Raw genomic sequence first — 12,966 nt, forward strand, 5'->3', positions numbered from 1 at the left:
CCTGGCGGATGCCTTCGCTGAACGCGTTGATTCCGAACTTGGTCAGTGAGTAGACCGCCGTCCCGGGCCGGGCCACCCAGCCCGCGGTGGAGCTGATGGTAACCAGATCGGCGACTCCGCGCGGTGAATCCGCAGCGGCGGCAACAAGATACGGCAGGACCGTGCGGGCGACGTAGAGCACGCCCTGAATATTGACGGCCACCATGTCGTCCCAGTCCTGCAGCGCCGCCTCGGTCGCGGGTCCGGACTGCATCAGACCGGCATTGTTCACCACGATGTCCAGCCGCCCCAGTTCAACGACGGCCCGCTCGACGGCTGCCGCCACCTGCGCCGAGTCGGTGACATCGGCGGGTACCGCCAACGCCGTGCCCCCGGCGGATTCAATCTCGGTCTGCAGGGCGCGCAGGCGATCGGCTCGCCGGGCCAGCAATGCGACTGCGACCCCTTGCGAGGCAAGGAGTTTGGCTGTCGCGGCGCCGATACCGCTGCTGGCGCCGGTCACCAGCGCCGCGGTGCCGGCCAGTGTCGCCGTCATGATCCGATCAGCTCGGTCAGCACGTCATCGGTGTCCTGCCCCAGACACGGCGCCCCGCGGGTGATGTCCGCCGGGCATCGGGCCAATCGCCACGACGGACCGACGATCGGCCGTTGACCTTCGCGGTGATCGCTGACGAACCGGTACAGCCCGCGATCCCAGAGTCGTTGGTCGCCGATCACGTCCGAGGACGTGGCACACTTGCACGCTGCGATGCCGGCTTCCCGCAATCGCTCGCCCAGGACGGCGGCGTCGTGATCGCGGGTGCGGCAGGCGAGTTCGTCGTCGAGGGCCCCGGCGTTCGCGAGCCGATCAGGCAATGTCGCGTATCGCACGTCGGTGGCCAGCAGGGGCACCTCGAGTACCCGGCAAAGCCGTTGCCACTCCGCCTCGTTGGCGACGGCGATGCTGATCCAGGCACCGTCTGCGCACGGATAGCAGCCGTGCGGGCACAGGTCGGGATGGTTGTTGCCGACGGGGCCGAGCCGTCTTCCGGTCAGGCTCTGTTCGAGCAGACTGTCCCCGATCATCGACGACAAGGTTTCCACGGCGGATACGTCGACGAACTGCCCGACGCCGGTAACCGTGCGATGCACCAACGCCACCACGGCTGCAAAGGCCGCTGCCGCACCGACCGTGGAATCCCCGTAGCGCATGCTGGCGCCGCGTGGTGGCCCGCCGGGATACCCGACCAGCGCGGCCAGGCCAGCCAGTGCTGCGAAACACGGCGCATAGCCGGTCTGGTGGCCCAGTGGGCCGTCATTGCCCCACATCTTGATCGACACCGAGATGATGTCCGGTTTGATCGCCACGAGTTGCTGATAGCCGAGACCATGGCGCTCCATTGCGCCGGGACGCAGGTTGTTGAGCACGATGTCGCTGTGCGCGATCAGCTCGCGCAGTCGCCTCATGCCGACGGGAGACTTGATATCAAGGTCGACGCTGCGGATCTCCGGGTTGATGCTGAGGAAATACGGCGCGTGGTCGATGTCGGTGCCGCCGTAGGCGCGCATCTCCTCCGGGTTGGTTGCGGTCTCGACCTTGATCACCTCGGCGCCCAGCAGTGCCAGCAATTTGCCCGCGTAGGGCCCGGCCCACACTTTGGTGAGCTCGACGACGCGCACCCCTTCCAGGGGGCCACCGCGCGGGTGCCTCGGTGACCTGAGTGGGGCGAGCGCCGGCCGAACTGCGCGCTGCGGGTCACGACCGGTGATCTGCTGTGTGTGTTGTCCGAGAGTTGGTGCAGCAGCGGCGATCTCGGCCGGAGAAGCGCTCAGCGTGTACGGGACGGTGGGATAGGAGCCGGTGCCCAATACCGGATGGCGCAGCTTCGTGAAATAGCGGCGGTGCCGGTACTGAGCGGATCGGTGCAGATCGCCGGCCTCGTTGACCGGGACCAGCGGCACGCCCAGGCGCTGAGCGCGGTCGGTGGCGACGTCTTTGTCCAGGACACGGACCCACTCGGCGAAGCCGCGCTGAAAGGCGGCGACCTTCTGCGCGGTCACCGAGAATTCCAGCCAGTCGTCGTCGAACGCGTCCAGCCAGCTCGGATGATCCAGCAGCGCCTTGACACCCAGCCAATGGGCTCGGCTGGTCACGTACAGGTAGACGTAACCGTCCACGCACCGGAAGAACGATGCCGGACCGCGCTGGTCGTAGGCACTGCGGTCAGCGCCGGCCGCGTCCTCGCCCGCGACGAACCGCCCGACGATGCAGTCGGCGCGGGAGACCAGCACTGCCTGTGTGGAGATGTCGATCGATTCGCCCTGGCCGCCGTGCAGCCGCCGGAACAGTGCGGAGCCGATGCACAACGCTGCATCGAGTGCGGCTTCGTAGTCGGGGAGAAAGCGTCCGGGACCCTGCAGTGGCGGCTCGGCGGGGCCGGCGTGGCTGGGTGTGTGGTAACCCCAGCCGCTGGCCTGAAATACGTTGATGCTCTTGGCATTGTCGAAGTCACCGGGGCCGAACGGGCTGATCGTGCAGAACACGGCCTCAGGGTGGCGTTCCGCCAGGTGCGCGGCCCCGAGGACGACATCGGCTCCGCGGAGCAGCTGGTGCAGCTGCGCGTCGTCGACATCGAGCACGACCGAGTATTTGTTGGTGTTCAGATAGCCGAATAAGGCGCTGCCGTCGCACCCCTCGGCAAGTATCGGTCCCATCGCGCGGGTGCGGCTGCCACTGCCCGGCGCCTCGACCTTGATGACTTCTGCGCCGAAGTCGGACAGCAACTTGCCGCAGTACTCGGCAGCCACCGAGTCGTCGAGCTCGACGACCCGGAAGCCGCTCAGTGCCGACATGCCCTCGCCACCGACACGATCAGGGCTTCTTGCGTCCCGATCGACTGAGCCGCCACTCCGGCGGGAAGTTCAGGTCGTTGTCCTTGACTACGTTGTTGAGGCCCTTCTCGAAAGTGCCCGCGGTCAGGTCGACCTCCTGCGCGTCGTTGGCGATCATCGGCAGCATGCCCTCCACCATGCCGGTGAGCAGGCTGCCGAAGTACTCACCTTTGTGCTGTTTGTAGAGCTCCAGGAACGTCTTCTGCACCGCGACGGTGTCGGTCGGGCGGGAACGCGAACACGCCAGCGCGTACTTCTCGGTCTCGGCTTCCAGCTTGTCGCGGGGCACGACGCTGTTGACGAACCCGCACTCGTACATTTCCTTGGCGCTGAACGGTCTTCCGGTGAAAAGCATTTCGGAGAACTTACGCAGGCCCATCGTCTCGGCCCACCACCACAACCGCGGGCCCCAGCCGACGTAGCGGAACGCGGGGTGACCGAACAGTGCATCGTCGGAGGAGATCACCAGGTCGGCATCGCCGGCCTGATAGAAGTGCCAGCCGTAGCAGTAACCCTTGGCCTCGATGATGCTGATCTTGCGAAGTTCCTGCAGCGGACGGTTACCGGCCTTCGCCTTGGCGTAGAAGTCGGTGACGGTGGACAGGTAGCGGTACGACCCGCCCGGTGGGTACTTCACGTCGTCGTCGTTGATCGCGAGTTCGTGCAGCAGCGGCATGCCCGGGTTCTCCAGCATGCCGCGCTGTTCGGGCAGGTCCCCGCCGCTGCCGAAATCCTCGCCCTCACCGCGGATCACCACCACCTTGACTTCGTCGTCCACGTTGCATTTGTGGATGATGTCGGCGTAGTTCTGCCGCATCCCCAGTGTGGTGGAGTTCTGTGCCTCGGGCCGGTCGAATGTGATGTACGCGATCCGGTTCTTGACGTCCTTTTCGAACCTGATGTACTGCTCGGCTTCTTTTTTCAGCTCTTCGTAGTCGTACTCGGGCATCAGTTCTCCAGTTCTGTTACTTGGTTGAGTCGGGGATCACTTGAGGAGCGCGCCGGCATCGACGGGCAGCGAAACGCCGGTGATATAACGAGATTCGTCCGAAGCGAGAAACAGCACCGCGTTGCTGATGTCGACGGCCTCCACCCACGGGACCGGCAACGTGTGCGTCATCTGCGAAAACGGGGCAAAGTCTTCGGGGCCGGGATTCTCCAGATCCGGCCGGAACAGCCGAAACGTCACCTCGTTCATCGTCATCGGTGTGTTGACCTGGCTGGGGTGCACCGAATTGACGCGAATCATGTGCTGACCCAGTTCGACGGCGAAGCTGCGCATCAATCCCATGACGCCGTGCTTGGCCGCGATGTAGTGGCCGGTGTAGGCAAGCGCCTTGTGTGATCCGACTGAGCCGGTCAGCACGATTGAACCGCCCCGTTTTCCGGCAATTACATGTGACACAGCGGCTTTCACAGTTTTCCAGACGCCGGAGAGGTTGACGTCGATCATGTCCTGCCAGATCTGCTCCGGGATCTTGTGCAGTTTGTTGCCGAAAGTGCCGATGCCGGCATTGGCGACGACGATGTCGAGTCGGCCGAGTTGCGCGACCCCGCCGTCCACCGCGGACTTCAGCGCGTCGTAGTCACGCACGTCGACCTGTACGGCCACGATGCGCCGACCCAGAGCCGTGACCAGGTCGACGGTTTCGTCCAGATCTGCCGGCGTGGAATGCGGGTAGGCCATGTTTTCGACCGGTCCGCAGATGTCGACCGCGATGATGTCGGCACCTTCCTGGGCCAGTCGCACCGCGTGGGAGCGGCCCTGGCCCCGCGCGGCCCCGCTGATCAGCGCGACCTTACCCGCGACCCGGCCGGTCATCGCCGCGCGAACATCGGGTACGGGTCGGCGATCAGACCGACCTGGTGGGGATCGAAGTGGACCTGAGTGTCGGTGCTTGCCGTCACGAAAACCCTCCTGCCGCCGACCCTTTCACCTGCCGGAGACGCCCGGAAGGTTGCGTGGCGCACTGCTTTGACAGGCAATCGGTCCGGGCTCTCACCGAGGCCGCCATAGGAATATTCTCTATACTCGTAGAGAACCACACGGCGGGTTCCGAGGCAAGACCCCGACACGGCGTGCCGCGCCGAAGCCGGGGCGCCTAGGTCTCGCGCCGGCCAGCTGGGGCCGGGTTGCCGGTGCCCGTCAGTCGTCCCTTCGCCGGGCTCTTGAGAATGCCGGTGGCTAGGGCCGCCAGGATTGTGTCGAGTTGTTCGGCGCTGTCGACGATCCGGTCGCCGTGGGCAAAACGCACCAACAGACCGTTGATGAAGGTCAAGGTTATGTTGCTCAGGTCTTCGATGACGGCGGATTCCATTTCGGCGCCGCGCGGCATCAGTTGCACCAGAATCTCGCGATGCAGTTTGGTGAAGGCGTCCGTCCCCTGCGCCAGGGTGGCTGCCAATTCCGGATCGCGGGCCGCCTGCATCGTCAGCTCGTATCTGGCCCGGGTCCGGGACAACTCCGGTTCGTGGCCGGACCGGATCACCACCTGCGCCAGCAGCGACGGCGAGCGCTGCGCTCGGCCGGTGTCGGACTCGTCCGCCACCGCCTGCAGGTTGGCGAGGTCCAACTCGGTCAGCCGCTCGGCCACCGCAAGCAACAGGGCTGATCGGGTGCGGAAGTAGAACGACGTGGTACCCGCGGGGACATTGGCCTTGCGGTCCACCTTCAGGTGGCTCAAACCTTTGGCACCGTCGTCGGCCAACAGCTGAATCGCCGCGTCGCACAGGTCGCGGCGGCGCTCGCCGGAGTTCGGCTTACGGCGCTTATCCCTGACTGGGGGCACGAACGAACTCTACATTGATAGAGAACCTACCCCGGGTCGACCCGCGCTATACCGCGGAAATGCCCCTAGCGGTGTTCGGCTGATCAGGTGCAGGGGATGCCGTGCGGGCCACCGATCCAGTGGCCAGGAGGCGATTGCCACGGGCAGAACTGCTTGACTTGCCCAGGCGGCAGTTGCTGCCACCCGTCCACCTGTCCGGGCGGAATCGGCGGCGGGCCCGGGATGTGCGGGCCGGGTTTTGCCTGCGCGGTTCCGATGCCCAGGCCGAGCGATCCGGCGCCCAGGGCGGCCGCGATCAGTGCTGTTCCTGCCGTCTTTTTGATATTCACGTTGCGTCCCCTCTCGGCTCGTGGAGCCATGTCACTGTTGATGGCTACCCATACCGGCGGGAATCGAATCGCGACCCGATAGTGGGCCGGAGCACAGCGTCACGGGCGACGGGCATATGCCGGCGCATGCTCGGGCAGCACACCGACCCCGATGAAGTACGCCGGAATCACCGTCAACCACGGCAACCGCCGCACGACGGTGAGCAAAGCCGCCGGCGGAGCCGGGTCAGCCCCACGCAGCAGCGGGCCCAGCAGCCCGCGGTGCAGAATCCGCTGCACGAACTGGGTGACCGCGGTGGGAAGGATGCGGCGTCGGCGCACCGCTGCCAGCTCACGGCCGGTGACCCGCCGCGCCAGTAACGGTTCGGCCAGGATCGTCGCGGTCGCCACCGCGTCCTGCACCGCCAGGTTGATCCCGACGCCCCCCAACGGTGACATCGCGTGTGCGGCGTCCCCGATGCACAGCAACCCGTCGCAGTGCCAGCGGCGCAGTCGGTTCACCCGGACGTCGAGGTGCTTGACGTCGTCCATCGAGGCCAGCGCGTCCACCGACTCCGCCGCCTCGGGCACCAACGCGGCCACGTCGCGGCGGAATGCCGCCACGCCCCGGGCGCGCAACTGTGCGTCCGTGCCTTTGATGCCGATGTAGGCGATCTGGAAGTACCCCTCGCGTGGGATGACTCCCAGCGCCTTGCCCGGCGCGGTACGCGGCAGGAAAGAGAATTCGGTGTCGTCGTCGCGCGGCAACTTGAACCACCACACATCGAATTTCACCGGATAATCGCGCGCACGCAGTCCTGCTTCGTGACGCGCGATCGACCAGCGGCCGTCGCAGGCGACGGTCAGGTGAGCCCGCAGTTCACCGGGCCCGTCCGGACCCCGGTACTGCACGCCGACGACCCGGTCGCCCTCGCGCATCAGCCCGGTGACTTCGGTGTTCATCCGCAGTGAAAACGCCGGTTCGGCACGGGCGGCACGGGCAAGGAGGTTCAACAGATCCCACTGCGGCACCATCGCGATGAAAGGGTGCGGCTGGCGCAGTCGCTCGAAGTCGATGTAGGTCACCGATCGGCCATTCGAATTGAACGCCGCTTTACGGACTTCGGTAAATGGCAAGGCCGAGAACGACTCCCACAACCCGAGCTCGTCGAGCAGCCGCATCGTCGAGCAGTGCACCGTGTCACCGCGGAAGTCGCGCAGAAAGTCGCCGTGCTTCTCCAGCAGCGTGACGTCCACGCCCGCGCGGGCCAGTAGGAGACCCAGCACCATGCCCGCCGGGCCGCCCCCGATGATTGCGCACGTCGTCTGCTCGGCCATTGGGGCAAGCATAGGACTCGCCGGACCGGATCCGCCGTGCAGCGAGGCGCACGGCTGGAATAACCTGACGGGTGCAATGTTCTGCATCCAGGTCTTCGCACAGTGACGTCGCGACGAATCGCCCCGACTCGGCCCGCGCACGGCAACCAGATCCGGGCGCACCGCACTCGCGCCACGGTGATCGACACCACGGTCCAGATCGTGCTCGACGAGGGAATCGCCGCCGCCAGCGGCAGACACATCGCCGACACCGCGGGCGTCACCTGGGGAGTGATCCAGTATCACTTCGGTGACCGCGACGGACTGCTGATGGCGGTGGTCGACCGCGGGTTCAGCGAGTTGCTCGACGCCCTGCAGTCGTTGCCGCCCGCCACGCCGGACACCCCGACCCGCGAACGGGTGAGTTCGGTGGTGAGCGCGGCGTGGCAGGCGATGTCGAGCCCCGCCGCGCGCGCGGCCACCGAGATCCTGATCGGCACCCGCGCCAGCCGCGGCACCACCGCCACCGGCCATCTGAAACGACTGGGGAAGACATTCGACGCCATGGGCGCCGCCCTCGACCGTGACCTGGACCCCACCCAGAGCGCCGCCATCGGCGGACATCTGCTGACCACATTGCGCGGCATGGTCGCCGGCCAACTGGTCATGCCCGGACCGGTGGACACCAGCAAGGAGCGCCGGGCCCTCGTGGAGATCCTGAGCAACTACCTCGATGCGCACCACCGATGACGGATGGACCCGAACCCATGACCGAGACAATCCAATCGCTGCTGCGGCAGCGACTCGACGATCCGGCAATCGCGGTGAAATACGGTGACCTGCAATGGACTTGGCGTGAATACCTGGCCAAGTCCGCAGCCCAGGCCGCCGCCCTGCTGGCTGTTGCCGACCCGGACCGGCCGCTGCACATCGGCTCGTTGCTCGGCAACACGCCGGACATGCTGACGCAGATGGCGGCGGCCGGACTCGGCGGCTATGTGCTGTGCGGACTGAACACCACCCGCCGGGGCGCGGCGCTGGCCGCCGACATCCGGCGCTCGGACTGTCAGATCGTCGTCACCGATGCCGAGCAGCGGTCGCTGCTGGATGGCCTGGATCTGGGCGACACCTTGGTCCTCGACACCTCGACCCCGGAGTGGACGGAGATGATCGCCGGTGCGGGCGCACTGGTCCCCCACCGCCAGGTCGAGATGATGGACGCATTCATGATGATCTTCACATCGGGTACCAGCGGCAATCCGAAAGCTGTGCAATTCCCGCACCTGATGCCGGTGTTCGCCGGGCGCAATCTCGCCGACCGCTTCGCCTTGACCGCGGCGGACACCTGCTATGTGTCCATGCCGCTGTTCCATTCCAACGCCGTGGTCGCCGGCTGGGCGCCGGCTGTGGTCTCCGGTGCCGCCATAGTGCCGGCGAAATTTTCAGCAACCCGGTTCCTCAGCGACATCCGCCGCCACAACGTCACCTACATGAACTACGTCGGCAAACCGCTCGCCTACATCCTGGCCACTCCCGAACGGGACGACGACGCCGACAACCCGCTGCGGGTGGCCTTCGGCAACGAGGCCAACGAGAAGGACATCAAGGAGTTCGCACGGCGCTTCGACACCAGGGTCGAGGACGGTTTCGGTTCCACCGAGAACGCGGTCATCGTGGTACGCGAACCCGGCACTCCGCCCGGTTCGATCGGAAAGGGGATGACCGGCGTCGCGGTCTACGACAGCGACACCGTCACCGAGTGCCCGGCGGCCCGCTTCGACGAACACGGCGCCCTGCTCAACGCCGACGAAGCCGTGGGTGAATTGGTCAACACGACGGGTTCGGGACTGTTCGCCGGCTACTACAACGACCCCGAAGCCAACGCCGAACGGATGCGGCACGGCATGTACTGGTCCGGTGACCTCGCCTACCGCGACGCCGAGGGCTGGATCTATCTGGCCGGGCGCACCGCCGACTGGATGCGGGTGGACGGGGAAAATCTGGCGGCCGCACCTATCGAGCGAGTTCTGTTGCGGCACACCGCAATAAACCGGGTCGCGGTGTACGCGGTTCCGGACGGACGGGTGGGCGACCAGGTAATGGCCGCGATCGTGCTGCACGAAGCTCGCGCCTTCGACCCCGACTCTTTCGAAGCGTTCCTCGACGCGCAGCCGGACCTGTCGCGCAAGGCGTGGCCACGGTACCTCCGGATCGCCGCCGAGCTGCCCAGCACCGCCACCCACAAGGTGCTCAAACGCCAGTTGATCGCCGAAGGGACCGCCATCGGTGCGGCCGAGTCGTTGTGGGTGCGCGAGGAACGGGGCACCGCGTATTCGTGTGTGGACCGCTGATGACGGACGATGGCCGGATGACCGACTCCAGCGCAACCCGCGTCGCCGTCTACTTCGACTTCGACAACATCGTCATCTCGCGTTATGACCAGGTGCACGGCCGCAACACCTTCCAGCGGGACAAGGCCAAGGGCCTGGACAAAGACAAACTGCGGGTGGCCACCGTCGACCTGGGCGCGATCATGGATTTCGCGTCCTCGTTCGGCACGCTGGTGCTCACCCGCGCATACGCCGACTGGTCCGCGGAGGTCAACGCCAACTACCACGGCCAATTGGTCGGGCGCGCCGTCGACCTCGTTCAGCTGTTCCCGGCGGCCTCCTACGGCAAGAACGGCGCCGACATCCGGTTGGCGGTCGACGCCGTCGAGGACATGTTCCGGCTGCCGGACCTGACGCACGTGGTGATCGTCGGTGGCGACTCGGACTACATCGCGCTGGCGCAACGCTGCAAACGACTGGGCCGCTACGTGGTCGGGATCGGCGTGGCCGGCGCCAGCAGCGGATCGCTGGCGGCCGCCTGCGACGAGTTCGTCACCTATGACGCACTGCCCGGGATTTCCACCACCGCCGCCGCGCCCCCGCCGCGCAAGCGCGGCCGCCACGCCAGCGCCGCCGAACCCGAAGACGAGGCGCCGGCGCCCGACCCGCAGGCCGCCGCGACCGGACTGCTCGAGCGCGCCCTTCGCATCAGCCAGGAAAAAGACGATGCCGACTGGCTGCACAATTCCATCGTCAAAGCACAAATGAAACGGATGAACCCGTCATTCAGCGAAAAGTCCCTGGGATTCAAGTCTTTCAGCGACTTCCTGCGGTCCCGCAGCGATCTGGTCGACCTCGACGAGAGCACCACCACCCGGATGGTGCGCCTGAAGAACGACAGCTCCTAACGATCGATCTCGCCGGCGATACCACGCTCGATGCCCGCCCGGGTGGTTGCCGGCAACACGATCAGACCGTCGAGTTCGGTACGCGCCAACGCGTAGGCGCGCTGGCGTTCCTGGGCGGTGGCGCCGTCGTCCGCGGCGACCCGGAACAGGCTCCGCGCCCGCACCAGACGCTGCTGTTCCTCGGTGGAGAAGTCGTTGGTGCGCCGGCGCATCGCTTCGGCTTCCGCGGCGTCGAACGCGGTGACGTAGTCCTCGACAGCATCGAGGTAGCGCCCCGCGGCGTCCCGGTCGTCGAAGAGATCTTCCGCACGCACCGGCTTGTGCAGGTCTGCCCGCAGTTTCGCCTTGTGGAACTTCATGGTGAGCGGATTGCGCATATCGGTCATCACCGGGAAGTCCAGCAGCCGCGATGGGTCCAATTCGTACTCCAGCCAACGGGCATCGGTCTGCTCGTGTGCGTCCAGTGCGCGTCTGACGGCCCGCCAGTGCGCCGCCGGCGTTGCGGTCGGTTGGTTGCGCACGGCAGGGGTTTCGGACGCGGCGGGGCCCTGCGCGCGGCCGGGCCGCTGGAAGGACGACAGCGCTTTGATACCGGCTGCAATCAACCCCACCAGCGGTAACACCAGCAGCAGCAACTCGATCAGCCGAAACAGCACTCCCACCAAGCCAGGATGCCACTACCTCACCGTTTGTCGGTTTGCCCGGCGGCGATCTGGTCAGCCGCCTTGGCCGCGATATCGCCACCCAGACGGGACGCCAGCTCGGGGGCGTTGGCCGCGAACCGCGCCAGTACCTGCTGGCGCAGTGGGGCGACGGTGATCTCGCCGCGATTCTGCCGGATCGCCTTGACCACCGCGTCGCCCACCTGCTCGGGCTTTCCGGTGCCGATCAGCGGCGGCGCGGCGGCACCGGAATCGGCGAACATCCCGGCGCCGCCGATCGCACCGGGGCTGACGACCGACACACCGATGCCGGCCGAGCGCAGGTCGTCGCGCAGGCACAGCGCGAAACCGCGCAGCCCGAACTTGGTTGCCGCGTACAACGATGCGCGGGCGGTGGCTGCCTTGCCCGAAATCGACGAGATGTAGACGAAGTGCCCCGATCCGCGCCCGGTGAACGCCGGGATCAGTTCGCGGGTGAGCTGCACCGGCACTTCCAGATTGACTCGCAACGCCCGGCCGACCTGCTCGGCGCTGTAAGTGTCCAACCTGCCCGACGCCGGCAGCGCGGCGTTGGCGACCAATACGTCGATCTCGCCCGCATCGGCCAGCAGTGCCGGTGCGGCGCCGGGCTCCGCGAGGTCACTGACGATCGTCCGGTGCCCTTGGCCGGCAAGCGAAGCCGAGAGTTCGTCGAGTTCGTCCTGCTTGCGTGAACTCAGGATCAGCCGGGCGCCGCTGTCGGCGAGTGCCTTGGCGATCGCGCGGCCGAGGCCGCCGGTCGCGCCGGTGAGCAGGACAGTCTTGCCGGTGAGTTCCATAGCAAAGACGCTAGTCGACTTCGTCGAACACCCGGTACGTCTGGGTGTTGGGCACCCGGGCACTCCGCACTGGCTCCCCGGTAGGCGGACACCGCTGATTTCACCGTGTGCCACGATTACCGGCACACCCAACGTCTCGATTCCGAGGAGAGTCCATGCCGAATCGATTGGCCGACAAGGTTGCCCTCATCAGCGGTGGCGCCCGCGGCATGGGCGCTGCCCACGTCCGGACGCTGGTCGCCGAAGGAGCCAAAGTGGTGTTCGGCGACATCCTCGACGACGAGGGCGCCGCCGTCGCAGCAGAAGTCGGCGACGCCGCCCGTTACCTGCACCTCGACGTCACCCAGCCCGAACAATGGGACGCTGCCGTCGAAACCGCGCTCGGCGAGTTCGGCCGCCTCGACATCCTGGTCAACAACGCCGGCATCATCAACATCGGAACCTTCGAGGACTACGCGCTGTCCGAATGGCAGCGCATTCTCGACATCAACCTGACCGGCGTCTTTCTGGGCATCCGGGCGGTGGTCAAACCGATGAAGGCGGCGGGCCGCGGGTCCATCATCAACATCTCCTCCATCGAGGGCCTGGCCGGCACCATCGCATGCCACGGCTACACGGCCACCAAATTCGCGGTTCGGGGCCTGACCAAATCCGCCGCACTCGAGTTGGGGCCCAGTGGAATCCGGGTGAACTCCATCCATCCCGGCCTGATCAAGACGCCGATGACCGAATGGGTGCCCGAAGACATCTTCCAGACCGCCCTGGGCCGGGCCGCCGAACCCGAGGAGGTCTCCAGCCTGGTGGTTTACCTGGCCAGCGACGAATCCAGCTACTCCACCGGTTCGGAGTTCGTGGTCGACGGCGGCTGTGTCGCCGGCCTGGGACACAAGGACTTCTCCGCCGTCGAGACCGACGCGCAGCCCGAGTGGGTCACCTGATCCCCGAATGGTCGAAAAACGCCTG

13 protein-coding genes are annotated in these 12,966 nt (G+C 66.5%); 4 read left to right on the plus strand and 9 right to left on the minus strand.

The window, feature by feature from the left end; all coding sequences use genetic code 11:
- From AC5Y5Z_RS19575 to AC5Y5Z_RS19605, 7 genes are all read right to left on the minus strand, one after another.
- On the minus strand, nt 1-535 hold a 535-nt coding region (locus AC5Y5Z_RS19575; RefSeq protein WP_499926965.1), incomplete at its 3' end, for an SDR family NAD(P)-dependent oxidoreductase.
- Nucleotides 532-2,832 carry a CaiB/BaiF CoA-transferase family protein gene (locus AC5Y5Z_RS19580; RefSeq protein WP_499926967.1) on the minus strand — a complete coding sequence of 767 codons (2,301 nt, stop codon included), beginning with the start codon at nt 2,830-2,832 and terminating at the stop codon, nt 532-534. The genes AC5Y5Z_RS19580 and AC5Y5Z_RS19575, both read right to left, overlap by 4 nt.
- 19 nt (nt 2,833-2,851) lie before the next feature.
- The gene (locus AC5Y5Z_RS19585; RefSeq protein ID WP_463825362.1) at nt 2,852-3,820 is read right to left on the minus strand and encodes an enoyl-CoA hydratase/isomerase family protein; all 969 of its coding nucleotides are present in this window, start codon (nt 3,818-3,820) and stop codon (nt 2,852-2,854) included.
- 36 nt (nt 3,821-3,856) lie between these two features.
- The gene (locus AC5Y5Z_RS19590; protein WP_499926969.1) at nt 3,857-4,693 is read right to left on the minus strand and encodes a mycofactocin-coupled SDR family oxidoreductase; all 837 of its coding nucleotides are present in this window, start codon (nt 4,691-4,693) and stop codon (nt 3,857-3,859) included.
- 280 nt (nt 4,694-4,973) lie between these two features.
- Nucleotides 4,974-5,660 (minus strand): TetR/AcrR family transcriptional regulator, encoded by a 687-nt coding sequence (locus AC5Y5Z_RS19595; protein ID WP_499918652.1) that lies wholly within the window; start codon nt 5,658-5,660, stop codon nt 4,974-4,976.
- A gap of 83 nt (nt 5,661-5,743) precedes the next feature.
- Nucleotides 5,744-5,989 carry a hypothetical protein gene (locus AC5Y5Z_RS19600; protein WP_463825359.1) on the minus strand — a complete coding sequence of 82 codons (246 nt, stop codon included), beginning with the start codon at nt 5,987-5,989 and terminating at the stop codon, nt 5,744-5,746.
- 99 nt (nt 5,990-6,088) lie between these two features.
- A complete protein-coding gene (locus tag AC5Y5Z_RS19605; protein ID WP_463825358.1) occupies nt 6,089-7,306 on the minus strand; it encodes an FAD-dependent oxidoreductase in 1,218 nt (405 codons plus the stop codon).
- Between the two features lie 102 nt (nt 7,307-7,408).
- Here AC5Y5Z_RS19605 and AC5Y5Z_RS19610 point away from each other — a divergent pair, with 102 nt between their 5' ends.
- Genes AC5Y5Z_RS19610 through AC5Y5Z_RS19620 form a run of 3 tightly spaced genes read left to right on the plus strand, consistent with a single transcriptional unit; the run spans nt 7,409 to nt 10,523 of the window.
- A complete protein-coding gene (locus AC5Y5Z_RS19610; protein WP_499926972.1) occupies nt 7,409-8,035 on the plus strand; it encodes a TetR/AcrR family transcriptional regulator in 627 nt (208 codons plus the stop codon).
- Nucleotides 8,036-8,052: 17 nt separating this feature from the next.
- Nucleotides 8,053-9,636, plus strand: a complete 1,584-nt coding sequence (gene fadD1 / locus AC5Y5Z_RS19615; protein ID WP_499926974.1) for a fatty-acid--CoA ligase FadD1 — start codon at nt 8,053-8,055, stop codon at nt 9,634-9,636.
- 17 nt (nt 9,637-9,653) lie between these two features.
- Entirely contained in the window at nt 9,654-10,523 is an 870-nt protein-coding gene (locus tag AC5Y5Z_RS19620; protein WP_499918648.1) for an NYN domain-containing protein, read from the plus strand.
- Here the strand turns inward: AC5Y5Z_RS19620 and AC5Y5Z_RS19625 are convergent.
- Together AC5Y5Z_RS19625 and AC5Y5Z_RS19630 are read right to left on the minus strand one after the other, a co-directional pair.
- On the minus strand, nt 10,520-11,185 hold the full coding sequence (locus AC5Y5Z_RS19625) for a hypothetical protein (protein ID WP_499926976.1): 666 nt from the start codon (nt 11,183-11,185) through the stop codon (nt 10,520-10,522). The genes AC5Y5Z_RS19620 and AC5Y5Z_RS19625 overlap by 4 nt on opposite strands.
- A 20-nt stretch (nt 11,186-11,205) precedes the next feature.
- On the minus strand, nt 11,206-12,003 hold the full coding sequence (locus AC5Y5Z_RS19630; RefSeq protein ID WP_499926978.1) for an SDR family NAD(P)-dependent oxidoreductase: 798 nt from the start codon (nt 12,001-12,003) through the stop codon (nt 11,206-11,208).
- A 155-nt stretch (nt 12,004-12,158) separates the two neighbouring features.
- Here AC5Y5Z_RS19630 and AC5Y5Z_RS19635 point away from each other — a divergent pair, with 155 nt between their 5' ends.
- Nucleotides 12,159-12,941: an SDR family oxidoreductase gene (locus AC5Y5Z_RS19635; RefSeq protein WP_463825351.1), complete on the plus strand. Its 783-nt coding sequence runs from the start codon at nt 12,159-12,161 to the stop codon at nt 12,939-12,941.
- The last annotated feature ends 25 nt before the right edge of the window (nt 12,942-12,966 follow it).

The organism is Mycobacterium sp. NGS29 (genome assembly GCF_059812965.1).

What these genes read in the sequence shown, in the direction of transcription:
- AC5Y5Z_RS19580 (WP_499926967.1), bottom strand. Translation starts at nt 2,832, where the DNA reads ATGTCGGCACTGAGCGGCTTCCGGGTCGTCGAGCTCGACGACTCGGTG.
- AC5Y5Z_RS19585 (WP_463825362.1), bottom strand. Translation starts at nt 3,820, where the DNA reads ATGCCCGAGTACGACTACGAAGAGCTGAAAAAAGAAGCCGAGCAGTAC.
- AC5Y5Z_RS19590 (WP_499926969.1), bottom strand. Translation starts at nt 4,693, where the DNA reads ATGACCGGCCGGGTCGCGGGTAAGGTCGCGCTGATCAGCGGGGCCGCG.
- AC5Y5Z_RS19605 (WP_463825358.1), bottom strand. Translation starts at nt 7,306, where the DNA reads ATGGCCGAGCAGACGACGTGCGCAATCATCGGGGGCGGCCCGGCGGGC.
- fadD1 (WP_499926974.1), top strand. Translation starts at nt 8,053, where the DNA reads ATGACCGAGACAATCCAATCGCTGCTGCGGCAGCGACTCGACGATCCG.
- AC5Y5Z_RS19620 (WP_499918648.1), top strand. Translation starts at nt 9,654, where the DNA reads ATGACCGACTCCAGCGCAACCCGCGTCGCCGTCTACTTCGACTTCGAC.
- AC5Y5Z_RS19630 (WP_499926978.1), bottom strand. Translation starts at nt 12,003, where the DNA reads ATGGAACTCACCGGCAAGACTGTCCTGCTCACCGGCGCGACCGGCGGC.
- AC5Y5Z_RS19635 (WP_463825351.1), top strand. Translation starts at nt 12,159, where the DNA reads ATGCCGAATCGATTGGCCGACAAGGTTGCCCTCATCAGCGGTGGCGCC.